At 43.8% G+C, this 26793-nt stretch carries 25 protein-coding genes; 16 read left to right on the top strand and 9 right to left on the bottom strand.

Annotated elements, in window-relative coordinates; all coding sequences use genetic code 11:
* Positions 1–33 precede the first annotated feature (33 nt).
* The 13 genes from CGB83_RS11990 (at position 34) to CGB83_RS11930 (ending at position 17844) form a co-directional block, all read left to right on the top strand.
* Positions 34–2121: a T9SS type A sorting domain-containing protein gene (locus CGB83_RS11990; RefSeq protein ID WP_100075993.1), complete on the top strand. Its 2088-nt coding sequence runs from the start codon at positions 34–36 to the stop codon at positions 2119–2121.
* A 60-nt stretch (positions 2122–2181) separates the two neighbouring features.
* Positions 2182–3309 carry a T9SS type A sorting domain-containing protein gene (locus CGB83_RS11985; protein ID WP_100075992.1) on the top strand — a complete coding sequence of 376 codons (1128 nt, stop codon included), beginning with the start codon at positions 2182–2184 and terminating at the stop codon, positions 3307–3309.
* A 280-nt stretch (positions 3310–3589) separates the two neighbouring features.
* Positions 3590–6421 carry an alpha-amylase family glycosyl hydrolase gene (locus tag CGB83_RS11980; RefSeq protein WP_100075991.1) on the top strand — a complete coding sequence of 944 codons (2832 nt, stop codon included), beginning with the start codon at positions 3590–3592 and terminating at the stop codon, positions 6419–6421.
* A gap of 154 nt (positions 6422–6575) precedes the next feature.
* Positions 6576–7661 (top strand): peptide chain release factor 1, encoded by a 1086-nt coding sequence (gene prfA, locus CGB83_RS11975; RefSeq protein WP_100075990.1) that lies wholly within the window; start codon positions 6576–6578, stop codon positions 7659–7661.
* A 76-nt stretch (positions 7662–7737) separates the two neighbouring features.
* A complete protein-coding gene (locus CGB83_RS11970) occupies positions 7738–8394 on the top strand; it encodes a hypothetical protein (protein ID WP_157761412.1) in 657 nt (218 codons plus the stop codon).
* Positions 8395–8466: 72 nt separating this feature from the next.
* A complete protein-coding gene (locus tag CGB83_RS11965; RefSeq protein WP_100075988.1) occupies positions 8467–10572 on the top strand; it encodes a prolyl oligopeptidase family serine peptidase in 2106 nt (701 codons plus the stop codon).
* 32 nt (positions 10573–10604) lie between these two features.
* Positions 10605–11183: a hypothetical protein gene (locus tag CGB83_RS11960; protein ID WP_100075987.1), complete on the top strand. Its 579-nt coding sequence runs from the start codon at positions 10605–10607 to the stop codon at positions 11181–11183.
* Between the two features lie 119 nt (positions 11184–11302).
* Positions 11303–13429, top strand: a complete 2127-nt coding sequence (gene scpA / locus CGB83_RS11955) for a methylmalonyl-CoA mutase (protein WP_100075986.1) — start codon at positions 11303–11305, stop codon at positions 13427–13429.
* Positions 13430–13475: 46 nt separating this feature from the next.
* The gene (locus tag CGB83_RS11950; protein ID WP_100075985.1) at positions 13476–13979 is read left to right on the top strand and encodes a hypothetical protein; all 504 of its coding nucleotides are present in this window, start codon (positions 13476–13478) and stop codon (positions 13977–13979) included.
* Between the two features lie 535 nt (positions 13980–14514).
* Positions 14515–15906: an RtcB family protein gene (locus CGB83_RS11945; RefSeq protein WP_100075984.1), complete on the top strand. Its 1392-nt coding sequence runs from the start codon at positions 14515–14517 to the stop codon at positions 15904–15906.
* A gap of 175 nt (positions 15907–16081) precedes the next feature.
* Positions 16082–16627, top strand: coding sequence for a nucleotidyltransferase domain-containing protein (locus tag CGB83_RS11940; RefSeq protein ID WP_100077580.1), 546 nt, complete (start codon positions 16082–16084; stop codon positions 16625–16627).
* Position 16628: 1 nt separating this feature from the next.
* Positions 16629–17333 (top strand): peptide chain release factor H, encoded by a 705-nt coding sequence (gene prfH / locus CGB83_RS11935; RefSeq protein WP_100075983.1) that lies wholly within the window; start codon positions 16629–16631, stop codon positions 17331–17333.
* Complete coding sequence (locus CGB83_RS11930) at positions 17320–17844, top strand: tetratricopeptide repeat protein (protein WP_100075982.1); 525 nt, start codon at positions 17320–17322, stop codon at positions 17842–17844. The genes prfH and CGB83_RS11930 overlap by 14 nt, the downstream gene beginning before the upstream one ends.
* Before the next feature lie 97 nt (positions 17845–17941).
* On the opposite strand, the gene CGB83_RS11925 is transcribed toward CGB83_RS11930, so the two are convergent.
* The gene (locus CGB83_RS11925; protein ID WP_100075981.1) at positions 17942–18229 is read right to left on the bottom strand and encodes a cytochrome C; all 288 of its coding nucleotides are present in this window, start codon (positions 18227–18229) and stop codon (positions 17942–17944) included.
* Between the two features lie 29 nt (positions 18230–18258).
* On the bottom strand, positions 18259–18555 hold the full coding sequence (locus CGB83_RS11920; protein WP_100075980.1) for a c-type cytochrome: 297 nt from the start codon (positions 18553–18555) through the stop codon (positions 18259–18261).
* A gap of 132 nt (positions 18556–18687) precedes the next feature.
* Between CGB83_RS11920 and meaB the strand changes: the two genes are divergently transcribed.
* The gene (gene meaB, locus CGB83_RS11915; protein WP_100075979.1) at positions 18688–19674 is read left to right on the top strand and encodes a methylmalonyl Co-A mutase-associated GTPase MeaB; all 987 of its coding nucleotides are present in this window, start codon (positions 18688–18690) and stop codon (positions 19672–19674) included.
* Here the strand turns inward: meaB and CGB83_RS11910 are convergent.
* Positions 19671–20210: a DUF4251 domain-containing protein gene (locus CGB83_RS11910; RefSeq protein WP_100075978.1), complete on the bottom strand. Its 540-nt coding sequence runs from the start codon at positions 20208–20210 to the stop codon at positions 19671–19673. The genes meaB and CGB83_RS11910 overlap by 4 nt on opposite strands.
* Before the next feature lie 105 nt (positions 20211–20315).
* Between CGB83_RS11910 and CGB83_RS11905 the strand changes: the two genes are divergently transcribed.
* Both CGB83_RS11905 and CGB83_RS11900 read left to right on the top strand, forming a co-directional pair.
* A complete protein-coding gene (locus tag CGB83_RS11905; protein ID WP_100075977.1) occupies positions 20316–21122 on the top strand; it encodes a M48 family metallopeptidase in 807 nt (268 codons plus the stop codon).
* Positions 21123–21223: 101 nt separating this feature from the next.
* Positions 21224–21547, top strand: a complete 324-nt coding sequence (locus CGB83_RS11900; protein WP_100075976.1) for a DUF1049 domain-containing protein — start codon at positions 21224–21226, stop codon at positions 21545–21547.
* Between the two features lie 44 nt (positions 21548–21591).
* On the opposite strand, the gene CGB83_RS11895 is transcribed toward CGB83_RS11900, so the two are convergent.
* From CGB83_RS11895 to CGB83_RS11870, 6 genes are read right to left on the bottom strand one after another with little or no spacing between them, the layout of a single operon-like run.
* Complete coding sequence (locus CGB83_RS11895) at positions 21592–22203, bottom strand: outer membrane beta-barrel protein (RefSeq protein ID WP_100075975.1); 612 nt, start codon at positions 22201–22203, stop codon at positions 21592–21594.
* A complete protein-coding gene (locus tag CGB83_RS11890; protein ID WP_100075974.1) occupies positions 22187–23002 on the bottom strand; it encodes an ABC transporter ATP-binding protein in 816 nt (271 codons plus the stop codon). The genes CGB83_RS11895 and CGB83_RS11890 overlap by 17 nt, the downstream gene beginning before the upstream one ends.
* A complete protein-coding gene (locus tag CGB83_RS11885; protein ID WP_100075973.1) occupies positions 23002–23754 on the bottom strand; it encodes an MlaE family ABC transporter permease in 753 nt (250 codons plus the stop codon). The genes CGB83_RS11890 and CGB83_RS11885 overlap by 1 nt, the downstream gene beginning before the upstream one ends.
* 35 nt (positions 23755–23789) lie before the next feature.
* Positions 23790–25160 (bottom strand): exopolysaccharide biosynthesis polyprenyl glycosylphosphotransferase, encoded by a 1371-nt coding sequence (locus CGB83_RS11880; protein ID WP_100075972.1) that lies wholly within the window; start codon positions 25158–25160, stop codon positions 23790–23792.
* A 40-nt stretch (positions 25161–25200) separates the two neighbouring features.
* A complete protein-coding gene (locus CGB83_RS11875) occupies positions 25201–25833 on the bottom strand; it encodes a 7-carboxy-7-deazaguanine synthase QueE (protein ID WP_100075971.1) in 633 nt (210 codons plus the stop codon).
* 7 nt (positions 25834–25840) lie between these two features.
* Entirely contained in the window at positions 25841–26725 is an 885-nt protein-coding gene (locus CGB83_RS11870; RefSeq protein WP_100075970.1) for a bifunctional 5,10-methylenetetrahydrofolate dehydrogenase/5,10-methenyltetrahydrofolate cyclohydrolase, read from the bottom strand.
* Between the last annotated feature and the right edge of the window lie 68 nt (positions 26726–26793).

Genomic DNA, 26793 nt, shown 5'->3' with positions numbered 1-26793 from the left:
ATAATTTAGAATAAATAAAAATAATAGTTGATTATGTTCAAAGTTTTATCTCGTGTCCTGTTCAATAGCATTGCTGCCATGAGCTGTGTACTATTTGCCAACGGCAATCTACACGCACAGCAGTGGGAAAATGTAGGAAATACACAGCCGGTTTCAGCCGGAGGAAGCAGTTATACCAACCTTGTTATTGATTATGTAGGGAATTACTATATTTCTTATTATGATGTTTCAGCCGGAAAAGGTTCTGTACAGAAATTTGACGGCACATCATGGTCATATGTGGGAGGATCTGCAGGCATTACATCAGGAATAGCCACATTTAATTCATTATCAGCAGATCATTCAGGAAATGTGTATTACACCAACCAGATAGGATGGCCCGGGACAGGCATGGAAGTGCGTAAATTCAGCGGCTCATCCTGGAACCAGCTGCCGGATGCAGCCAGTGTTTCCCTCAATTACCATGCTTCAGCGGTAGCCCCTTCCGGCGTTCTGTTTACTTTTTCGGGAGAGAATTCAGGAACTGTAAAGCGTTTCGTTAACGGAGCCTGGGAGCAGGTAGGCAACTCAGGGTTTTCCTCCGGAGCATCCTACGCAGAAATGGTTATCGGATCAAACAATAAAGTGTATACCTGTAATGTTTCGGGCGGAGTACAGGTATATGAAAATTCCGCTACAGCCGGCGCATCAGATAACTGGAGCCTGGTTGGCGGAAGCATTGTGGGTGCCTCATCATCTTCAGAACAATATAATTCGGATATTGCGATTGATGCAGCGAACAACCTGTATGTAGCGTATGTTTCCAGTTCCGCAAACGGCCGGAAACTGAATGTGAAGAAATTCAACGGGACATCCTGGGTACAATTGGGAGCTCCTAATTTCTCAGATGGGAGAGTTCAGCATATAGCGGTTGCCGTTAGTGCTTCAGGACAGCCGTACGTGGTAGCCAGCCGTTGGGAGAATGATAATTATTCGAGGAATACCGTATATAAATTTGATTTGTCCACACTGACCTGGGCTCCGTTGGGCGGAGATTTTATCTCAGACGGGCAAGCTACTTTTAACGACCTTGCATTTGATAATGTTCATAATAACCTGGTCCTGATTTATTCCCAAGGCGGTGTCAGAGTAAAAAAAATCTCTCAGGGCAGTGCAGGGCTGGTTTGTAACAATACCGACCCAGGAACTGGCACCGGAAGTACAGGCTGCGTCAATTTCACCTACAGAGGCCAGAATGTAACCTACACCACCGTAAGAGGTGCAGACGGAAAGATCTGGCTACAGCAAAATTTAGGAAGCACGAAAGTAGCCAGTTCTCTTTCAGATGCGGATGCATATGGAGACCTCTTTCAATGGGGAAGATGGGATGATGGGCACCAGCTGAGGAATTCTGTGCTGAACGCTGTCTCACCGGCTCAGAACAATCCCGGCGGATTGAATGGAGGGAGCACCTCTTTTTACTCAGCCGCCTATAATTCATCTTCAAACTGGTGGGCCGATGGCGTGTCCACAGATAAATGGGATGCTCCCAATGTTTCCCAGGTGAGTGCCGTGAATGGTGCAGATCCATGCAAAGCCATTGGGACCGGTTGGAGAATGCCTGCCAAAACTGAGGTGGAAGCGGCAATAGCTGCTGAAAATATCACAGAACTGAATTCAGCACTTTCCAGTAATCTTAAACTCGTTCCGGCCGGAATGAAAGATTATAACGGAATTTTCTCTCCGGGTACCCGCTTATATCTCTGGACCTCTACACCATCTGCATATACCGGCTCCGGTGAACACTTATACATCAGTCAGTTTTCCAGCCTTACCAATTCAGGGGGCAGGGATGGCGGACAGTCTGTACGGTGCATCAAAACGGAAGCCTCAGGACTGGGAACCACGGATATCAGAAAGGCATCCATCGGTATTTATCCTAACCCGACCAGCGGAATCCTTAACATTAAAGCAGACTCTGCTGTTGAAAAAGTACGTGTTTATACCGTTTCGGGACAAGTGATGAATGTAAATTTCGGACAACAGCATATTGAGCTGACATCTTTACCGAGAGGAGTATACATCATAGAAATAACATTGAAGAACAGGCAGAAGATTTCCGAGAAGATCATGAAGAATTAGTCGGGGGTCAGGCATTGAAAAGTGTTTTTAGTAAAGCAGATAACAGAAAATTGGAAGAGGATGAAGAAACGCTTCTACAACCATACTGCTTTTGAGTTCAATTTTAATAATAATAAATACAATCAGGATATGGCAGGAGATATATGCTTTGGGAGAAAAATAAAAACATCATTATGGCTGGCTGCATTGATTAGTGGCTCTCTTTCTGCTCAGCAGGCAGGAAACGGGATCCAGTCGAAAATTTGTAATAACACAGATCCGGCAACAGCACCGGGAAGTACAGGCTGCGTCAGTTTCACCTACAGGGGCCAGAATGTAACTTATGCTACCGTAAGAGGTGCGGACGGAAAGATCTGGCTGCAGCAAAATCTGGGAAGTACAAAGGTCGCAGGTGCTGTTTCAGACGCTGATGCATATGGAGACCTCTTTCAATGGGGAAGATGGGATGACGGCCATCAGCTGAGGAATTCAGCAACGGCTGCTGCACCATCACCCAATTCTCCCGACGGCCTTGGAACAAGCAGTTCATTTATCCTGGGCAGCAGTACTGCGTCCTGGTGGTCCGGAAACGGTTCTTCGGATCAGTGGTCGGCATCGAACGCCGCTTCAATAACTTCTGCCAACGGTGCAGATCCCTGTAAGGCAATCGGTCCGGGATGGAAAATGCCGTCACAGGCAGACTGGACCAACCTTATCGGGACAGAAACCGTTAATAGTCCGGCATCGGCATATGCGAGCAATCTGAAACTGCCTGCAGGCGGATACAGGAGCAATACCAACGGAGGGTTTACTTTTGTAGGTCAGCGAGGATACTTCTGGAGCTCCGATACAGCTAATTCAGGAGGGAAATATCTGTACATCGGTACGGCTAATGCTAATGCTTCATCAGGAGCACCAAGAGGACAGGGAGCATCCGTAAGGTGCATCAAAGAGGTAACCGGATTGAGCACATCAGATATCAGGCTGAATACCATGGCCATCTACCCGAATCCGACCCGTGATATTGTATTTGTTAAAACAGATTCATCTATAGGAGAAGTTTTTTTAACCGCCGTAACAGGCCAGAAACTACCGGTTCGGTTTTCCGCAAATAAAATCAATATACTAGGAGTGCCAGATGGCGTATACATCTTACACGTACAGCTGCAAAACGGAAAAACAATTTCCGAAAAAATAATTAAGAAATAATCCGGCACAGATCTACTAGCCGGTTATTCTATAAATAAGGTCATTTTTTCAATACAATTCAATTTTTTTATTTGACTTGAGGCTCATCTTGACTGATGGGCCTTTTTTGGGACCATACAGACAGGCTGTTTTACACCTTTATCATCGGTGACGCAGTGGTATGGGAAAAATAAATCATGGGTGTTCACAATAAAAAATTACATTTGCAATACCTTCTGTAAGTTGAAGTTTAGTAATTTACGGAAACAATAAAATTTAATTATTAAGAAAGATCAATAGTATGAAAAAACTTTACTCAGGCGTACTGCTGTTCGTGATGGCCCTTATTTTCGGGCAGGTCAGTTACAGCATTACCCCGAACCCGTTCAATGAAACGGATCAGATCACGCTTACGGTACCCGGGAACCAGATCGATGAATCTGCATGGGGCGTTACCAATAATGCCATTTATATATGGACCTGGTCGCTTGATGCCAATTACCAGAACAGTCAGGACTGTCCTACCAACGGAAGCTGGAACAATTCCAATGATCTCAACAAACTGACATACAATGCAACAACAGACACCTATTCCTTAACGTTTACCCCAACTGTATTGTACAACAGGACAGGGATCGGCCGGATCGGGTTTCTGTTAAAGGATAAAACAGGTGCCCATCAGACATCAGATAATTTTGTGAATGTAGGAGTACTCAGTTTAAGCCTTACCAATCCGGTTGCCAACGGTCTTACATCCGTGCCGGCAGGAAATTCTGTTACGGTGACTGGGACCACGAATGTCGCGGCAACCTTTCAGCTGAAAGCCAATGGCGCAGTTGTGAACAGCAGTTCTTCACCATCAACTTCTTATTCGTACAGTTATATGGTAAGCGGTGATGCCGATATGGAACTGATCGCAACCCAGGGATCTACCTCCAAATCTGCGGCGTTTATAGTGCAGGTTCCGAGAAATGTGGTTTCACAGGCCATTCCTTCATGGATTAAACAGGGCATTAATTATAACCCTACAGACAATACCAAAGTAGGACTGGCTTTATATGCACCTTACAAAAACTTTGTTCATGTGATCGGCAGTTTTAACAACTGGATGGTCAATGACAATTACCTGATGAAAAGGGATACGACCAATCCTGATCTTTACTGGATCGAACTGAGCGGTCTGACGCCTCAGCAGCTTTATACATTCCAGTACAGAACTAATGACCTTAAGAAAGTGGCAGATCCTTATTCTCCACAGATTTTATCCTCTTATGATGACCCGTGGATTTCTTCAACAACCTATCCGGGTTTACCGCCGTTTCCTTCCGGGCAGGGTTTTGAAGTCTCTACATTCAAAACCGGACAAACTGCTTATAACTGGCAGGTAACCAACTTCCAGCGGCCTTCCAAAGATAACCTGGTTGTCTATGAATTGCTGCTGAGGGATTTTACGCAGGAAAAAAACTGGCAGTCGCTGATCAACAAGATCACCTACCTCAAAAACCTGAATATCAATGCGGTTGAACTGATGCCGATCATGGAGTTTGACGGAAACGTATCCTGGGGATATAATACGTCATTCCATTATGCGCTGGATAAAGCATATGGTACGCCGGAGAAATTCAAGGAATTTGTAGACCTGTGTCACCAGAACGGGATTGCTGTCATCCTGGATGTAGCGTTTAACCATGCCACGGGAAGATCTCCGCTGGTAAGGCTCTGGAATATCGATCCGGATGGCGACGGATACGGAGATGTCGCGGCCAATAACCCATATTTTAACCAGGTAGCAAAGCATTCGTACAGTGTATTCAATGATTTTAACCATACAAGTGCCGCCACGAAATATTATGTGGAGAGATGTCTGCAGCAATGGCTTACCGAATACCGTATCGACGGTTTCCGTTGGGACCTTACCAAAGGATTTACCCAGAACTGTACGGCCAACGATGAAAACTGTACCAATGCGTATCAGCAGGACAGGGTAGACATCCTGAAATACTATGCCGATAAGCAATGGGGAATTGATCCTAATTCCTACATGATCTTTGAACACCTGGGAACAGATGCAGAAGAGCAGCAATGGGCCAATTACCGCATCGCAGAAGGTAAAGGCGTCCTGATGTGGAATAAGCAAACCGATCCTTACAACCAGAATACAATGGGCTACAAGGAAAACAGCAGTTACGACAGGATGAATCATACCCTTCATGGATTTACCAATATGAGTGCGGTAGGATACGGGAAAAGCCATGATGAAGAAAGGTTGATGTTTAAAAACCTTGCTTATGGTGCTGCCAACGGTTCTTATGATGTTAAAAACCTGAATACGGCACTGGAAAGAATGAAGACTTTCGGGGCCACGTTCTTTACCATTCCCGGGCCTAAAATGATCTGGCAGTTCGGGGAACTGGGCTATGAATTCAGCATCAACAGATGTACGGACGGTACAATCAACAATAACTGCCGTACAGATGAAAAGCCTGTAGCATTCACGCTGGGTTATGATACCAACGCCAACAGAAAGGCCGTGTATAATACCTGGGCCCAGATCATCAACATCAGGAATTCCAATCCGGTATTTAAATCAAAAACCTATACGATTGAATCCAACAACCTTTCCAATGATCAGAATGGCCTCATCACCAGGATTTATGTATATGACAACCTGCTCACCGCGGGCGTAAAAAATATTGTGGTATTGGCCAATTACAATACTTCTGTCCAGAATGTGGTGCCTTATTTCCCTTATACCGGCGCATGGCAGAACCTCATGGACAATACGGTTTCAAATATAACCTCCACTACAGCTCCTATCACGCTCCAGCCTGGTGAATTCAGGATTTTCGGAAATTATACCGGATCCCTTTCCACCGATGAGAATGTGGCTCACCGGCTTTCCCTGCAGGTTGCAGATAACCCTGTAAAGAACGGTCAGGCAAGACTGGTGTATTATAAAGCTAAAAATGCAGGGATTGTCATCTATGACATGAGCGGCAAAAAAATGGATTCATTTAAACTGAACCGGGAGAACGGAACGTATGAATTCAGGGCAGCGTATCCTGCCGGGAATTATCTGGTCCACCTGAAGGCAGATAATGGGACAGCCATCCAGAAGATGATTATTCCTTAATGCCAATTACATCATCATTTAAAAAGAGGTTGCTTTGAAGCAGCCTCTTCTGTTAATAAGCATTTTCACACCAAAAGACTTTATAAATCAGACCCATACCCGGCTTTTAATTTGAATTAATAATTCTTATCTTTGCAGCCACAAAATTTCCATCATGTCTAAATCGTTAGTCCCTAAACTAGAAGCAATAAAACAAAGATATAATGAGGTAGCAGACCTTATTATCCAGCCCGATGTGATCTCGGATCAGAAAAGATATTCTGCTCTGAACAAAGAATACAGCGACCTGGGAAAGATCGTAAGGGTGTATGACCAGTACAAATCTGCTTTGGATACGATTGAAGAATCCGATGAAATTATTGCAGACGGATCAGACAGGGATCTTGTAGACCTGGCTAAGATGGAAAAAATGGAAGCCCAGGAAAAAATTCCGGGACTGGAAGAAGAACTTAAAGTATTGCTGATTCCTAAAGACCCTGCCGATGATAAAAACGTTATCGTGGAATTGCGTGCGGGAACGGGAGGCGATGAAGCAGCAATCTTCGTGGAAGATATTTACCGGATGTATACCATGTACTTCAAATCGAAAGGCTGGAGGCATGAGGTAACCGATGCCAATGAAGCGGCGAAGGGATATAAGGAACTCATCATGAAAGTGGAAGGCGAAGGCGTTTATGGAATCATGAAGTTTGAATCCGGTGTTCATCGGGTGCAGCGGGTACCCGAAACAGAATCCCAGGGAAGGGTGCATACCTCGGCGATTACCATTGCAGTCCTTCCGGAGGCGGAAGAAGTGGATGTGGAAATCAATCCGGCCGATATTGAAATGCAGACTTCCCGTTCAGGAGGAGCAGGAGGGCAGAACGTAAACAAGGTGGAAACCAAGGTTCAGCTGACCCATAAGCCGTCCGGATTGGTAGTGGTATGTCAGCAGGCACGTTCCCAGCTGGCGAACCGTGAACTCGCTATGGAAATGCTCCGTGCTAAACTTTACGATATAAAACTTCAGGAAGTTCAGGGAGATATTGCTGCCCAGAGAAAAACTATGGTATCTACCGGGGACCGTTCGGCAAAGATCAAAACATACAACTATCCTCAGGGAAGAGTAACGGATCACAGGATCAACAAATCCATGTATAACCTCGATGCCTACATGAACGGAGACATCTCTGAAATGATAGATGCCGTGATTATGGCAGAAAATGCTGAAAAAATGAAGGGAGAAGAAGAAAATCTATAAAAATATTCTATATTTATACCTTAATGACTCTTGTTGATCAGGAGTCTTTTTTTGAGTTATATTAAAGAGTTAAGCTATGAAAAAGTGTAGAGTATTTTTTATGCTCCTGATGATGCTATGTGTACAGCAGCTGCAGGCGCAGGATCCCGTTTTAAAGCCTGAAAAGGTATTTCAGTTGTACTTTAATGCCTATGTCAGGTATGATAATCCATCGCTCGATGCGCTCAATGTCTATAACAGCCGGTTTCTGGACACTGAAAGCGTCCGGGACCAGAATTTCAGCGATAAAGTGGACCATCTCACCAAAATTTTCCTTTCCACCCTCCCGGATCAGGTAGCAGCAGCCTGCCAGCCGGATGCACGAAATTATTTTTCAGCACTGCTGGACCAGCTTAAAAATGCGGACTATCAGATCAAAAGCATATCGGATATTGACGATCAACAGCTTGCAGGGCAGAAAGTGACGGAAATTATGTACCGGATAAATGTTAAAGTACCGTCTAAGCCGCTGGATATGAAAGGAAAAGATATCAGAAAATTCAGTGCGGCTGAAATGAAGAAGCACCTCAAAAACCTTACCTTACATTTTAAAAAAGCTGATAAGCAGGTTGTGATTGCCAATACATTCAGGTTGTACCAGAAATATAAAGACGGAAATATATATTATTGGAATGGCGGGCCGGAAGTCCTATCCTGGAACCTGGAAGAGGCTTATTTTAAAAATATAGATTAGCACAGAAGCTGTCCGCGAAGGACAGCTTTTTTATGTCCGATACTTTCCCTATTTTTGATGAAATCCTTTCACATGAATTTTAAACCCATATTACTTACAGCAGGAATCCTGTATTCCGCTTCTTTCTATTCTCAGAAAATGAATTATCCTAAAGCATTAAAAGGAACCCAGACCGATACGTATTTCGGGGCCGCAGTACAGGACCCGTTCCGGGATCTGGAAAATGACTCTCAGGCAACAAAAAAGTGGGTGGACGAAGAAGTTGCCTACAGCCAGAGCTATCTTTCTAAAATTCCGTTCCGGGAGCAGATTAAGGATCAGCTGAGGGATATCTGGAATTATGAAAAGATTTCAGCACCATTTAAGGAAGGCGATTATACCTACTATTATAAAAACAATGGATTACAGGCGCAATCTGTGCTGTACAGAACCCATAATAAAACCAAGGCAACGGAAATATTCCTGGACCCGAACAAGTTCTCCGATAAAGGAACGACCTCACTGGCACAGCTTTCATTCAATAAAAAAGGAAATCTTGCAGCCTATTCTATTTCTGAAGGCGGGAGCGACTGGAACAAGATCATCATCCTGAATGCCGTTACCGGAAAACAGATGGATGATACTTTGACTGATGTGAAATTCAGCGGCATTTCCTGGCAGGGTGATGAAGGATTCTATTATTCAAGCTACGATAAGCCTAAAGAAGGAACCGTGCTTTCCGGAATGACGGATAAACATAAAGTCTACTTTCATAAGCTGGGTACAAAACAGTCGGAAGACCAATTGATTTTCGGCGGTGAAAAGACCCCGAGGAGATACCTTGGAGCAGGCGTTTCCGAAGACCAGAGGTACCTGATTATCTCTGCCGCCAATGCTACGAATGGCAATGAGTTGTATATTAAAGATTTAAAGAAAGGCGGCGATTTTGTGCAGGTTGTGAAAGGATTTGATATCAATGCCAGTATTGTGGATACCGATGGCGATAATCTGTACATCTTTACAGATAAGGATGCTCCTAATATGCGGCTGGTGAAAACCAGCATCAAAAACCCTACTCCGGACAACTGGAAAGATGTAATCCCGGAAACTGAACATGTTCTTGGCATCTCCACAGGCGGAGGATACTTCTTTGCTACCTATATGGTGGATGCCGTGGATCAGGTAAAACAGCTGGACAGGGCCGGAAAGCTCATCAGAGAAATTACCCTTCCTGGAAAAGGGAATGTGGCAGGTTTCGGCGGTAAAAAAGAAGAAAAAGAGCTGTATTATTCATTCAGTAATTATATAACGCCCGGAACCACATATAAATTTAATGCAAATTCAGGAAAATCGGAAGTGTATCAAAAGCCGAAGGTAAAATTTAATCCGGATGAATATGTTTCTGAACAGGTATTTTATACCTCCAAGGACGGAACGAAAATCCCGATGATGATCAGCTATAAAAAAGGCATTAAGATGGACGGTAAGAATCCTACGATGCTCTATTCTTATGGCGGATTCAATATCAGCCTGCAGCCTGCTTTTTCCGTAGTAAATGCCATATGGATGGAAAACGGAGGCATCTATGCCGTTCCGAACATCCGCGGCGGCGGCGAATACGGTAAGAAATGGCATGACGCAGGAACCAAGATGCAGAAGAAAAATGTTTTTGAAGATTTCATTGCAGCCGGAGAGTATCTGCAGAGCAAAGGCTATACTTCAAAACAGTATATGGCCCTTTCAGGAAGGTCAAACGGCGGATTGCTGGTAGGCGCTACTATGACCATGCGTCCGGACATTGCCAAAGTGGCTTTCCCTGGAGTAGGCGTTCTGGATATGCTGAGGTATAACAAATTCACAGCCGGTGCAGGATGGTCGTATGATTACGGAACAGCGGAAGACAGCAAAGAAATGTTTGACTACCTAAAATCCTATTCGCCGGTTCATAATGTAAAAGCCGGAACCTGCTATCCGTCCACGATGATCATTACCAGTGACCATGATGACAGGGTAGTTCCTGCGCATTCATTCAAATTCGGTGCGGAACTCCAGGAAAAGCAGGCATGCAGCAACCCGATCCTTTTGCGGATTGAGAAAAATGCCGGTCACGGTGCAGGAAGATCTACGGAACAGGTCATCGGAGAAAATGCGGATCTTATTTCCTTTGCGCTGTATGAAATGGGGATCAAAAAACTTTGATATATTAGTATTAAAATAAAAACAAAAAATTTATGAAAAAATTATTATCATTCTCTTCTTGTGCAGTGCTTGTGTTTCTGCTCAATTCTTGTAATGGTTCAGATCTCCAAAATGATAGTCATGAGGATTTTCAATCAATACAATCTAAGCATTTAGGCAGTAAGTCAAAAACTACATTAAGTGATGAAAATTACGTTACTCCTGTTATTTTTATTGATCAATCTTCAATAAATAATGATAGTTCACCATGTAATAAGTACAAGTTGTATGCAAGTTCTGATGTTCTGTCTGTAAATAACAGACAAGTAAATATTGTAATTATCAGCAATAATACCATTATTGAAGGTAAAACTTTTACCATTCCGGCAGGACAATATGTTTCACAAACATTAGATATTTTTAAGACAGCAAATAAAAGTTATGGAAATATTGAAGTAAAAATAAATACAATTAAAGAGAACGGTACTGTAACAAATGATTATGAATTAAAATCAATTGATACTGAGGTTAATAATTGCTATCAAAGCACTCCAGCATTACCTGCACCAGAAAATCCTGATTGTACAGATAATAATCATAATGGTTACCCGGATTGTTATGAATCCCAATAAAGCCACATAGAATTAAACCAAATATTAAGCGTCATACTTGACGCTTTTTTTTATAGAAATTAATGAAAATGTATTCTCCCGAAAATGTGTAATTTTAACCGGACAATAAATCTGACATTATGAGAAGAGAAGTTCAGAACAAAACTCCTCAATTTACCATATCTGAAAAAAACAGGGAAATCTATTCATTTGAAAAAGACGGGCTTCAGCTGAAGTCATCTTATCATGCAGGAGATATCAAAGATCGGTCGCTTACACAGACTGCTCCCGGTATAGAACCCTATCTTAGGGGGCCTTATTCCACTATGTATGTTCAGAAGCCCTGGACCATCCGTCAGTATGCCGGATTTTCAACGGCCGAGGAATCCAATGCTTTTTACAGGAGGAACCTTGCTGCCGGGCAGAAGGGGCTTTCCGTAGCATTCGATCTGGCAACGCACAGAGGCTATGATTCTGATCATGCAAGAGTAGTGGGAGATGTGGGAAAAGCAGGCGTGGCCATTGATTCTGTAGAGGATATGAAGATTCTTTTCAATGAGATCCCGTTGGATCAGATTTCCGTATCCATGACCATGAACGGGGCCGTGCTTCCGGTCCTGGCTTTCTATATTGTAGCAGCTGAAGAGCAGGGAGTAAAGCAGGATCAGCTTTCGGGGACCATTCAGAATGACATCCTGAAAGAATTCATGGTACGGAATACCTACATTTATCCACCGGCACCGTCCATGAAGATTATTGCCGATATTTTTGAATATACTTCCCGGAACATCCCAAAGTTCAATTCCATCTCCATTTCAGGATACCATATGCAGGAAGCCGGTGCTACTCCGGTTCTGGAAATGGCTTATACCCTGGCGGACGGGCTGGAATATGTAAGGACCGGGATTAAAGCAGGCATGAATGTCGATGATTTTGCCCCCAGACTATCGTTTTTCTGGGCCATCGGGATGAACCACTTTATGGAAATTGCCAAAATGAGGGCCGCCAGATATATCTGGGCGACCTTACTGAAACAGTTCAATCCCCAGAATCCTAAATCTTTAGCCTTAAGAACCCATTCACAGACTTCCGGATGGTCACTGACAGAGCAGGAACCATTCAACAACATTACCAGGACCGCTATTGAAGCCCTTTCTTCAGCTTTGGGCGGAACCCAGTCGTTGCACACCAATGCACTGGACGAAGCCATTGCCCTTCCTACAGACTACTCCGCGAAAATTGCCAGGAATACCCAGATCATCCTCCAGCAGGAAAGCGGGATCTGCGATGTCGTAGATCCGATGGGAGGAAGCCATCTTGTGGAAAGCCTTACCCAGCAGATGATTGAGGAAGCTATGAAATATATTGATGAAGTAGAGCAGGAAGGCGGAATGACCAAAGCCATAGAAGCCGGGATCCCGAAAATGAGGATTGAAGAAGCCGCAGCAAGAAAGCAGGCTAAGATCGACAGCGGTGAGGAATTCATCATTGGGGTCAATTCGTTCAGGTCTGCCCTGAAGCAGGGTGAAATAGAAATCCTGGACATTGATAATACGGAAGTCCGCAGGAAACAGATCGAACGTTTAAATACCATAAAAGCGGAAAGAAATACAGATGCTGTTGAAGAAATCCTCCGAGCCATCCGCGAAAGTGCCGGGACAGGAAAAGGAAACCTCCTCGAGCTTTGCATTGAGGCTGCCCGCAGAAGAGTGACGCTTGGGGAAATGAGTGATGCGATGGAAGAGAGCTTCGGCAGGTATAAGGCCAATATCAGGACCATTTCAGGAGTATATGCCATGAACGCAGGAAAAAACGAATATTTTGAAAAAGCACTTGCCCTGACCCGGAAGTTTGAAGAGGAAGAAGGAAGGCGGCCGAGGCTGATGGTAGCCAAAATGGGTCAGGACGGTCACGACAGGGGAGCCAAAGTAGTGGCAACCGCATTTGCCGATATGGGATTTGACGTCGATGTCGCACCGCTGTTCCAGACCCCGGAAGAGGTGGCGAAGCAGGCGGTGGAAAATGACATCCATATCCTGGGGGTTTCCTCACTCGCAGCAGGCCACAAAACGCTGGTTCCGCAGGTAGTGGAAGAGTTGAAAAAGCTTGGCGCAGATGATATCGAGATTGTTGTAGGAGGCGTAATCCCGCAGCAGGACTATGAATTCCTGTATGCGAACGGGGCCGATTTTATCTTTGGGCCGGGAACCAACCTGCCGAAATGTGCCGTGGATATCCTGGAAAAATTCCTGCAACAGAATTCCTGAACCAGAAGTTGTACGCTTTTTGTATAGATAATGAAAAATATTAATTATGGCGTATACAGTAGTTTCAATTTTCCCTTCCGGTGCAGATACCGAAGGAATCAAGAGTGAATTAAAAAATTATGGATTTAGTGATTCGGACATTATCGTCTCACATTCCACTTCAGCCACTGACGTGTCCGGAGAAACCCATCAGAATGACGTAAAGGACAGAGGATTCTGGGATTTTGTGTTTGCCAATGATGTGGAGGCATTGGATGCTTACCGGAATGAAAGCGCAGGAAAAATCAATATTGTTGTCTACACAGACAGTCTGGAAGAAGCGCAGAGAGCGAAAACCGTCCTTAATGAAAGAGGCGCTATTCAGGTACAGCGTAAAGGAGCAGAATCAGACAGCCATGAAAGTGCACCGGCAGGCATGTCACAGGAAGTATATGACGGAATCATTGCCAAAGCAAGGCACAACATCTATTTCCTGGGATCGAACAGGGAAGACACTGAAAATGCCCGCGGCATGGAAGATGAAATGGACAGCCAGGGTTCAAAAGACTGATATAGCACCAAAATATACCCTCAAACCTGAACAAACGTTCAGGTTTTTTTCATGTAAAATTTTGCATATTCGGAAAAAGCCATATATTTGCATCTGAAAATCAGTATTAACCCTTTAAAAATAACGAAGCAATGTTCAAAGCACAACATTTTTCTACAGTTGGATTACCGCTTATGGTGGTAAGGCTTCGTGGTTGGGTACATTCTTAGAACAACAGTACAAAATATACCGCCCGGAGCCTAGAGGTTCCGGGTTTTTTATTGCGCAATATTCAAACTTAAGTTTAACCCGGATCTTTTTTTCAGGAGCTTTTTCCTGCTTTCCGCTATTACTCCTCGCTCGCCTTTCAGGCTCGCTGCGGGGTAACCGCTGCAATCAGAGCTAGAAAAGGCATCCGCTCAGATGCTGACCATTCATCAGATGGCAGCATTGAACTAAACATTTCGTCAGAAATTTGATAGCTGAAATCAGGAGCCATACCAACATCTGGTATCTGAACTCTGGTATCTGACGTCCGACCCCTAAAACAAAAACAATGGGAAATTTAAAACTTAAAGGAAAAGACATATTAAAATTAGGCTATCCGAACAACCAGAGCGTCAACATTGCCCTGGAAGTAATGAAACGGAACTTTGCCACTAAAAATATCCATCATGTAAAGTCGGTCCTGAAAGATATTCTGCTGAACCCGGAACATTTTGAGCAGGACCTCACATTCGGACAGATTGCAGAAGCTTTGCTCTCATCACGGAAAACTGAAAAAAGAATGCTGAATAGTCAGCGTGCTTCCTTTCAGATTTTTGGGAACAATATTTCAGACGAGGCCAAAAACCAGCTGTATACCGCACTGAAATTACCGGTATCGGTACAGGGCGCACTAATGCCCGATGCCCACAGCGGATACGGGCTGCCGATTGGCGGAGTACTCGCCGTGGAAAATGCCGTCATTCCTTATGGAGTGGGTATGGACATTGGATGCAGGATGAGCCTCAGCATTCTGGATACACCGGTTTCCTACCTTGACGGCGCGAAAGAAAAGTATGAAAAAGCACTGGCAGAGCATACCAGGTTCGGAATGTATGAAACCCATAAATCACATGTAGACCATGAGATTTTTGAACGCGATACATTCGATCTCATCCCCATACTGCGGAGGCTGAAAGGAAAAGCTGTAAAACAGATGGGGACTTCCGGTGGCGGAAACCATTTTGTGGAATTCGGTGAAGTGGAAATTACCGGAGAGGATGAGCAGATCGGGCTTCCCAAAGGCAGGTACTTAGGCATCCTTTCGCACAGCGGTTCGCGCGGCCTGGGAGCAGAAATCGCCCAGTATTATTCCAGGGTAGCGGCAGAACAGTGCCCGCTTCCCAAAGAAGCACAGCAGTTTGCCTGGCTGGACCTGAATACCCATCTGGGACTTGAATACTGGACAGCCATGAACCTTGCAGGAGATTATGCTTCTGCCTGCCATGACGATATCCACAGGAGGCTGGTGAAAGCAGTAGGCGGCCGCGTGAAAGCCAGGATTGAAAACCATCACAATTTTGCCTGGAAAGAAATCCATAACGGCAAAGAGGTTATCGTCCACCGTAAAGGCGCAACGCCGGCTCATGCCGGTGAACTGGGCATGATTCCGGGTTCCATGACGGCAAAAGGATTCATTGTCAGGGGGAAAGGAAATCCCGAAGCACTGAATTCAGCTTCTCACGGGGCCGGCAGGGCTTTCTCAAGAGGGGAATGCCGAAGCCGGTTTACCCAGCATGACATCAAAAAAGAGCTTAAACTCAACAATGTCACCCTGATGGGCGGAAATACGGAGGAAGCGCCTATGGCCTACAAAGACATCCATGAAGTGATGAATGCACAGAGCGAACTGGTGGATATCCTGGGAACCTTTCAGCCGAGAATGGTGAGGATGGATAAATAATAATGAATCAGCCGGGCAGGTTTAACCCTGTCTGGCTTAAAGAAAAGGATGAGAGGTATGGTGATGGGTAATAGGCAATAGGTAATGAGTAATGTTTATGTCATAAGTTAAAGACATGCTGATCCTGCATTTTACCCCTGACAACCTAAATCCTACAATTAAACTTAAAAAACAAATGGGAGCACCACATAATACCAGAAGATACGGAAAACTATGGCCGGAATACAGAATTCAGTACGGCCTGGAAATTTTAGAACAATTAAAACATAAAGTCATTATATCAGGAGGCTGGGCCTGGCATTTCATGTCTGAAAACGGACATACGGAATACAAGCACGCCCATGACCATAAAGACATCGATATTTTTGTAACCAGGGAGAATGTAGCGGAAGTCGTACTGCTGCTTCATCAGGAAGGATTTTCCAAAGTCTGGACCCGGTATGACCATCTGCCGAGCGCAGAAAACTTCAGGCGGTATGAAAAAACCGTAGAAACGGAAACCGGCAGGCTGCTCAGGATCACAATAGATTTTTTTGAGCGGGACGATCTGCGCACTATTGAAGTAAACGGCTTTACCGTTCCTGAACCGCAGGTTCTGCTTTTCTTTTACAGAAATATCCACTCAAGCGATAAGTGCTGGGCTGTGATGGCGGCGAAAAGGCTGCTGGATAAGAATATTGATCCCATCGGCCATCCTGAACTCAGCAAAATACCTCAATAACATGGAAAAATTAATACAGATCACCTCGGGAAGAGGGCCTTTGGAATGCCAGTGGGTGGTTGCCCGGGTACTGAAGGCTTTCCTCGGGGAGGCAAAAGACAATACAATAGATTACGAAATCATTCACCGCGAGAATGGTGATGAAAATCTCACCCTCAAATCCGTTACCCTGCTCCTTAAAGCAAAAGAAGAGCACCTGACTGGTTTTCTGAAAAGCTGGACCGGAAGTATTTGCTGGACGGGGAAAAGCACGTTCCGTAAGCTGCACAAAAGAAGCAACTGGTATATCGGTATTTTTGAACTGGAAGGACTGAACGAAATCACGTTCAGTGAAAAAGACATCCGGTTCCAGACCACCAGAAGCCAGGGAAGCGGCGGCCAGAACGTGAATAAAGTCAATACCGCGGTACGGGCGACGCATATTCCCACCGGAATCAGTGTTTTTGCCCAGGATTCACGTTCCCAGCTGGAAAATAAGAAACTGGCGGTAATGAGATTACGCGAAAAGATCGTGGAACTTCATATCAGACAGCTGGAAAAAAGGATGCAGAATACCTGGAACAACCATCTTCAGGTTGAAAGAGGAAATCCCGTACGCACTTTTACCGGTACTGATTTTAAGAATCACCATCAGGACCGGTCGTTTAAAAAGCAGCGGAATGCTTTAAAAACCCAATTAAAAAACGAGTACAATGACCTTAACTAAAAGCAAATATTATTTTGAAGTGCTGGATAACTATTCCTATAACCTTCCGGATTGCCTGGAAGCCCTGAACTATGCGCTTTCTTATGATCCGGAAGATGCAGACAGCCTGTGCCTCATGGGAAGGATCTATGCAGAAACCCTTAAAGACTATGAGACGGCAAAATCGTATTTTGAAATGGCAATGCAGAGCAATGTCAGCAATGTCAATACCCCGAAATACTATATTTCATGCCTTATCGATCATGAAGATTATGATGAAGCAGAAAAACTGATTGCCTATGCCCTGAAAATAAAAGGGATTGCCAAAGCAGATTTGCTGTACAGGAAGTCTTTTCTGCATGAAAAGAAAGAAGAGTATAAAAAAGCCTTGCAGTACCTCAAAGAAGCAAAAAAGTTCAGCTATCATAAATCAATGACAGATTTCCTGAATGAAAGGGAAAAGTTGATTAAAGGCAAAATGCCTGAAAAGAAAGCGAAAAAGAATAAAAGGAATAGGAAGGAGGCCGGATAGGCCTCCTTTTTTGTAATTTTTTATATCAGGACAATGAATCAGCTCCCGGAGAAGATCACTGTCCTGGACGATCACTCAATAAGCATTCTCCGAAAACTTATTTTTTATTGGCAGAAGCCAGATAATCATACACCATCTGATGCTGCTCATCGGATAATTTAGCTTTTGGGGCCATCCTGCTTAATGTTTTTATCCATCCCTGGTCGTCATGCTTCGCAGGATCGGGAAGCTTATGGCAGCGGTTACACGAATTTTCGAAAATCGTTTTCCCCTCGGCAATCTTCTCGGTGGAGGAGTATTTGGGTCCTGTAACAGCAGTGCTTTTCGGTCCGCATGAGGTAAGGAATGCTGCGGCAGCCATCAGGATCAGAACTGAATTTTTCATATGGTAGTGTTTAGTGAATTGATACGAACTTATTTTTTTCCGGCAGAGACAATATAGTCATATACCCATTGATGCTGCTCATCTGTCAGCTTAGCTTTAGGCGCCATGGAATTCATGATTCCTACCCACTGTACAGAAGTATGGCTGGAGGGGTCCGGAAGCTTGTGGCATCTTCCGCATGAATTTTCAAAAATGGTTTTTCCCTGGGCAATTTGTTCTGCGGTGGAAGTTGCAGGGCCTGTAGCTGCTGTAGGAGTCTGGGTCTTAGGCGTACAGGAAATCAATAAAACAGCAGTAAATGATGCTGCAGCGATGAATTTTTTCATATCCGATATTTAGGCTTAACAAAACAAATGTAATCAATTCCGCTAGCGGTTGATAAAGCCCAACCTAATTTAGAAACAATAAAATTAAAGGCTGGGAAAGGATTCTCCCGGTTATTTTATATTTTTGACCTAATGAAATTTTCTACAGAAGAGCTTATTGACGGGATACGGTCAGGAAACAAACGCCTGATTGCAAAAGCCATTACCCTGGTTGAAAGTAAAAAGGCAGAACACCGGCAGCAAGCAGAGGATCTGCTTAAAAGGATCATGCCCTTTACAGGAAATTCGCTCAGGATAGGCGTTACCGGAGTTCCTGGAGCCGGAAAGTCCACCTTCATAGAGAATTTCGGGAGACTGGCCATAGCCAATGGAAAAAAAGTGGCTGTCCTGGCCATAGATCCCAGTTCTTCAGTTAATAAAGGCAGTATTTTAGGTGATAAAACCCGTATGGAAGAGCTTTCCCGGGAAGAAAATGCCTTTATCCGCCCTTCTCCCAGCTCAGGCTTTTTAGGAGGGGTAGCCAATACGACTTTTGAAACCATGATGATCTGTGAAGCCTCAGGATATGACTATATCTTAATCGAAACCGTAGGGGTAGGGCAATCCGAAGTTTTGGTAGCGGATATCAGCGACGTTTTCCTGTTCCTGAAGATCATCGGGGGAGGAGACGAACTACAAGGCATCAAGCGGGGCATTATGGAAATGGTAGATATTGTTTTCATCAACAAAGTGGATCAGGATAACCTTTCCAAAGCCAAAAATACCAGGCTCGAACTCAAGCGTGCACTGGATTTTATGCCCCCGAAGGAAAAAGGTTGGAAAGTGCCGGTGATGTTAGGTTCCGCATTGCAGAACCAGGGACTGAGTGAAGTCTTTGAACACATTAATGCGTTTATCACTCTTAAAAAGAAATCCGGAAGCTTTGCTGAGGTAAGAAAACAGCAGGCAGAAAAAAGGTTTGAATACTGGGTGCAGCATTACCTGCTGAATATGATGAAAAAGGATGCTTCTGTAGAAGAAGCCTATGCTGCCCATAAAAAAAATGCTTCGGACAGGATCTCCAATCCCAGTACCGAAGCAAAAATATTTGTTGAAAACGTGCTTTTTAAAAAGCCCTAAGGTTTGGCTGTTTCTTCATTTTTTGAAATGTACCCTGTGTAGGTGATCGGCTGCCGGTCAGTACTTCGTACAGAGGTAAAAGCCCTTCCGTTTTTATAGACTTCAATGGTAATTTCATCAATATTCTTCTGATCATTCCTGTCAGGTTTTATCCTAATGACCCAGTTGCCTTTCTTACTCTGGGATTTATTGACGGTGAAATTCTTTGTGGTGAACCTGAAGCTGTTATCCGTACCGTAGGTAGGGTTGAATACCCTTCCGAAGTAAGGCAAAGCAACGTCCAGCATATTGTTTTTTACAACTACCGTATAGTTTCCGTTCAACTGTAAGATATTGGATGATGCGGAATTAGGAATCGAATTCATAACGTTGATCACATCATAGTTCATAGGATTTGCCCTCTGCGCATAAAACGTAAATTCCTGTGAGTTAACCAGCGTGTCTACCGTTTTGGAATCAAGAGATCCCTGGGATGAACAGTTCTGGAAAAAAAATAAAAAACCAAGCAGGGCCAAAAACGGAATATGTCTTTTCATGATAGGATAATTAGGAATTGTAGAGAGCAAAATGCATGCAAATATAGCAAGCTTCATTTGTTTGGAATAATAATTGTTAAAGTTGAAATAAATAACACTCGGAATATGAAAATAAAACATTTATTAGGAACGTCCGCAATAGCACTTTCTGTAATGGCATGTACAACCAACCCTATTACCGGAAGATCTTCATTGCAGCTGGCTAATAATTCTGAAATAGCAACGATGGCTGCACAGGAATACAGGACAACGCTTTCAAAATCCAAAGTTATTACTGGAACTGCAGATGCCAGGAGAGTGGTTAACGTGGGAAGCAGGATAAAAGCTGCCGCCCAGAAATACTATCAGAACATAGGAAGATCTGCTGATCTGGCTAATTATAACTGGGAATTCAACCTGATCCAAAGCAACGAACTGAATGCATGGTGTATGCCCGGCGGTAAAGTTGCCGTTTATACAGGTATTTTGCCGGTCACTAAAAATGATAACGGACTTGCCGTAGTAATGGGACACGAAGTTTCCCATGCCCTTGCCGGACACGGTAACGAAAGGATTTCCCAGGCGATGGTAGCGCAATATGGCGGAGCCATTCTCGGCGGTACGATTTCCAATGCACAATGGGCAAGTGTTTTCCAGCAGGTATATCCGATCGGATCGCAGGTTGCCCTGTTGAAATACGGTAGAAATCAGGAATCAGAAGCTGATGAAATGGGGCTTTACCTAATGTCTATGGCAGGTTACGATCCTCGGGAAGCGACCGCATTCTGGGGAAGAATGGAAGCAGCGTCAAAAGGAAGCAGACAACCGGAATTCTTATCTACCCACCCGAATCCTGAAACTAGAATCTCAGACATTCAGAAAGACCTTCCGAAAGCTCTCGAATACTACAGGGCAGCCGGAGGAAAAATATAAATCAACAACAACACTTTAATCTATCATGAAGAAAGCCTTATCCGGATCAGTATCTATGGAATAAGGCTTTCTTTATATTAACTAAAAACAAACACATTATTATGAAAAGCTTATCAATTACAGGAATTGTACTTTTAGCCATATCGGCATTATTATTTTACCTGACGACAGATTTTACCGTAGAAAGAATTACCCTGTCCCACGTCATGGGCGTTATGGCAGGCATCGGGATCGGCCTCATCATAGGCGGAATGGTAGGATATGTTAGTAAAGGCAGTGCGGTGAAGGAAGAAGAAAAAAGAAGAGAATACAAACGTTTGCAACAGGAGAAAGAAGAGCTTGAGAAACAGGCCGCTGAACTGGCGAGAAGAGAAGCGGAAATACAGGCAGAAGCTTCCTATAAAAATCAAAATCCTCAAATTTAATATTTGAGGATTTAATTTTTTTTAGCAGTAGAAGGGTTTAGGTTTTAAAACTTATATCCTAATCCCACCATAAATAAGTTAGGACGGTTGTCATATCTGATCTCTTCACCGGAAACCCTGTTGATGAAATCCCGGGAATCCTTGCTGAAGGAACCTTCATATTTTGCGTTGATAATCAGTTGCTTCAATTCTACCTGCGCTCCGAACTGGTAACCTACCGTAAAGTTATCCCTTGCATTTTCCCTGAAGTCGTTGAAGGTGTCTTCCTTGCTCAGGTTATAGCTGGCTACCGGGCCTACAAAAGCACTCAGTGTGTTTCCCAGTAGGTTATATCCTAAAAGGACAGGAAGGTCCACTCTGTTGCTTTGAATATCAAATGTGGTATTGGCAGCTGTAAACTCATTCTTAAAATGGGTATAATACAGTTCCGGCATCACATAGAAAGCCATAGGAATGCCTACTTTCATCGAAAGACCTACATTGAAGCCTGCATTGTTCTTTCCTTCTCCTTCAACAGCCGTATTAACGGTCCCTTTGATATTCTTCCAGGAAGGAGATCCTGTAGGAAAAATAAGGTTGGCTTTACCTGCAAAGGAAATCTGCGCGGAAGCGAATAGGGCTGCATTAACTAATGCTATACTAAGTACCTTTTTCATTATCGTCTAGTTTAGTGATTGTATTATCAATAGTTTTGTTATTCTCCAGTAAATATTCCCTCAGTTCCTTAAACAACTCTGATGAATAAACGAAATCAATCAGGTTTTTATTGCCGGCAGTAATCAGAATATCTTTATTCCCTTCCCATTCCTTAATACCCAATCGTAAATAAACAATCTTTTCACCAATCGTCATTACGGAATTCATATCGTGGGTGTTGATAATAGTTGTGGTATTATATTCCTGCGTGATTTCCAGCAAAAGGTCATCGATCACATTGGAAGTATAAGGGTCCAGCCCGGAATTCGGTTCGTCACAGAACAGATATTTAGGATTATTTACAATCGCTCTTGCAATTGCAACCCTTTTCTGCATCCCTCCGGAGATTTCAGAAGGATATTTTCTGTTGGCCTTATCAAGGTGCACCCTGCCGATGACATCAAAAACCCGCTTCTTTTTTTCCCTGAATGTTAAATTGGTAAACATATCCAGCGGGAACATGATATTTTCTTCTACGGTTAATGAGTCAAAAAGGGCACTTCCCTGGAATACCGTACCGATCTCAGAGCGAAGGTGCTGCTTTTCATCCCTGGTCATCACATTAATATCTTTACCGTCAAAAAGGATCTCTCCTGAAGAAGGCTGGTAGACATTCAGGAGGCTTTTCAGGAAAACCGTTTTTCCGGAACCACTCTGCCCGATAATGAGGTTTACCTTTCCTTTATCAAACGTCGTTGAAATTCCCTTAAGCACTTCAACCTGATCAAAACTCTTTTTTAGATCTTTTACCTCAATCATCAGCTTAGTATTAACTGGGTTAAAATTAATTCCGAAATAATGATGAACACCATGGTCCATACTACCGCCTGTGTACTGGCTCTACCCACCTCCAGTGATCCTCCTTTTACGAAATAACCGAAATAGGAAGGAACGGTAGCAATAATAAGGGCAAATACAATGGTTTTGGTAAAGGCATAATAAACAAAAAGATTCGGCATATACATCTGGATCCCGGTAACATAATCATTTTCAGTCCAGTTGCCTGTTAAGATGCCGGCAAGGTAGCCTCCGCCAATCCCGAACACAATGCTGATGGCAATAAGCAGGGGATTGAAAATCATACAGGCCATAATCTTGGGGAGTATGAGGAAATTGGGTGAGTTAACCCCCATGATATCCAGGGCGTCAATCTGTTCGGATACCCTCATGGTACCGATGCTGGACGCAATATAAGAACCTACTTTTCCAGCCAGGATAAGACTGATAATGGTAGGAGAGAATTCCAGTACCAGTACGGCTTTGGTCGCATATCCTACAAATGAAGGAGGAATAGGGAATGAAGACGCATCAAAATTGTTAAACATCTGAATGGCGACTACCGCTCCTACGAATATGGAAGTGAAGATGACCAAGCCAAAAGAATTGACCCCGAGATCATTGATTTCCCTCATAAACAGCTTCCAGAAAACTCTCATTTTCTGGGGCTTCTGAAGAGATTTGCCCAAAAGGATCATGTACTCTCCTATGGCTGTAAAAAACTTTTTTAACATATCGCTAAATTAGACTTTTTTTATTAAAGCTTTATTCATTTTGCATTTTTATCTCCGGCGATCACCAGTACTACTGTCTTTACAATAATCACTAGATCCATGATGAAACTCCAGTGCCGTACATAAAAAGTATCAGCCAGCACCCGCTTGTTCATTTCCACTTCAACATCCCCGGAATCACCCCGTAAACCGTTTACCTGAGCAAGGCCCGTAATACCCGGTTTTACCATGCTCCTCAGGCTGTACCTTCCTATTTTAGGCTTGTAATACTGGTCAACAGCCAGCATATGGGGCCGTGGGCCTGATACGGACATTTCTCCTTTCAATACATTAATGAACTGAGGCATCTCATCCAGGCTGGTTTTCCTGAGGAAACTTCCGAAACGGGTTATCCTGCTGTCATTCTCACAGGTTGTACGTATTGCCGATTCATCATTCACCACCATAGTCCTGAATTTAATGCAGTTAAAAACCTCTTCATGAAAGCCATATCGCTTCTGGATGAAGAATACAGGGCCTTTTGAAGTCATTTTAATGACCAGTGCAATAACCGGAAAAAGCCATGAACAGATAAGTACCAAAATAAGTACCGAAAAAACAATATCAAAGATTCTTTTTAAAAGAAAATTCGAAAAGTAATCGAGAGGGTACCTGGCCTGGTTCAGGACCGGCTGGGTCTGGATGTAGCCCATGTCATACAACAGGAAATCGCTCTGTGCAATACTGGGCACAAGGGAGATATGTACCTTGTTGTTTTCCGCCAGCTTAAAGACCTCTTTCTCTGTGTCTTCGCTGAGGGAATTCTCCAGGGGAAGGAACAGGGTATAGATGCCATTCTTTTTCCAGAAACTGACCAATAAGTCCGCATTAATTTCCGCTGCACCGTAATCAAAAATCTTATATCCGTAATCTTTCCGTTCCGTGAGTATATTCTTCAGGACGTCCGTGGCCGCATTTTCATCCAGGAACATTACATTCCTGTGATTGATCCCCAGGCTCCGAAGATATTTGATAGCAAAGTAAATGAGCGATTTAACCAGGAAAATAAAGCAGAAAAGATATACAGAAAGCCAGTATACATCCGAATTGAAAAAGGTATTATAGCTCACCTTGCTGATCAGCAGGATGCCGAGGATCAACAGCAGGCAATGGATCAGCAACCGCTCCAGAAACAGGGTATAGGTAAGGTTCCTTGCGATATTGTATATTTTTGTCCTGCCGCTTAGCAGCATCCAGAATAAAAACAGCAGGATCAGGGAAAACATGTTCTGATACCAGGTTTCCTGATTGTACTTCAGGTGTTCGTTCCTGCTCACAAAAAAGAATATGAAGACCGATGCAATAACCAGAAGGTCAAGCAAAATAATAATCGATTTCACATATCTCGAATATCGAATTCTCTGCATCTAATTCTTTTAGCGATACAAGGAGCTAATGTACGTAATTTTAAGGGATATTCAGATATTTATGGGTCTGGACGGAAGCCTGCCACCGCGGATGGGCCAGAATAAAATCGGTGATTTTAGGATACATTTCATCACGCTTGCTCCATTCGCTCTGAAGATACAGCTTACAGCTTTCAGAAACCCTGGCGGCCTGTTCTTCAGCAAAGGTAAAGTCGTGCTGATTGAAAATAATCACCTTCAGCTCATGGGCCTTTTGGTAGATTTCCTCTTTCGGGAGTCCGGTTTTCTTCGGCGATAAGGTAATCCAGTCCAGCTGTCCGCTCACAGGATAGGCTCCTGATGTTTCAATATGGATGGTACATCCAAGAGCTTTTAGCCTGGAAGTGAGGATGTCAAGATTCCACATCAGCGGTTCACCGCCTGTGAGCACAATGGTTTTACAATGGGCTGCTGCCGTTTCTGCAATTTCTTCCGCACTCATCAATGGGTGAAGGTCCGGGTTCCAGCTTTCCTTTACATCGCACCAGTGGCAGCCTACATCGCAGCCTCCCAGCCGGATGAAATAAGCTGCTTTCCCTGTATGTGCCCCTTCTCCCTGCAAAGTGTAAAAATGCTCCATTACGGGGAGCATTTTACCTTCTTGCAATAAAATATTTTTTTCTTCGCTGTTCATTATCAATTTAGTCGTTATAGACTGAAGTCTTATAGGCGAGGATGGTGTTTTTCATCAGCATGGCTCTGGTCATCGGTCCCACTCCTCCCGGAACAGGCGTGATCCAGCTGGCTTTTGCAGCACAGCTGTCGAAATCCACATCTCCTGCAAGGTAATAGCCTTTCGGAGAATCGTCATCTACTCTGGTAATTCCTACATCCACAATTACGGCTCCTTCCTTAATCATATCTCCTTTCAGGAAATGAGGATCTCCGAGGGCGGTAATCACGATGTCTGCTTTTTTGGTATATTCTTCAATATCTTTTGTGTAAGAATGCGTAAGGGTAACGGTAGAGTTCCCCGGGAAATCTTTTCTTCCCATCAGGATGCTCATCGGCCTTCCCACAATCTTGCTTCTTCCGATAATCACACAGTCTTTGCCTTTGGTTTCAATATTGTACCGCTCCAGAAGGGTTAAGATCCCGAATGGGGTAGCCGGCAGGAACGTGTCCATTTCAAGGGCCATTTTACCGAAGTTTTCCGGATGGAATCCGTCAACGTCTTTTCTGGGGTCGATAGCCTTGATGATTTTCTCCTGATCGATCTGATCCGGTAGAGGCAGCTGAACGATAAACCCGTCTACTGCTTTGGATTTATTCAGTTCATCGATCTTTTCCAGCAATTCAGCTTCTGAAACGGTGCTCGGGAATTTAACCAGGCTTGACTGGAAGCCTACTTCCTCACAGTCTTTTACCTTACTGTTTACATAAGCTTTGCTGGCACCATTGTTCCCGACAAGAATAGCCACCAGGTGCGGTGCCCTTCTCTTATTGTCAAGGATCTTATCTACTTCTGCCTTAATTTCCGCTTTAATTTCTTTGGATACTTTCAGTCCGTCAAGAATTTCTGCCATTGTACTTTTTATTAGATGATTAGATTTCAGAGATTAGAAGTCAGACAAGTCTTCAGAACATATCAATA

The sequence above is a fragment of the Chryseobacterium camelliae genome (assembly GCF_002770595.1).
GTDB lineage: Bacteria > Bacteroidota > Bacteroidia > Flavobacteriales > Weeksellaceae > Chryseobacterium > Chryseobacterium camelliae.
Note: the sequence above shows the minus strand (reverse complement) of the source record. Positions and strands in the feature narration are given on the sequence as shown.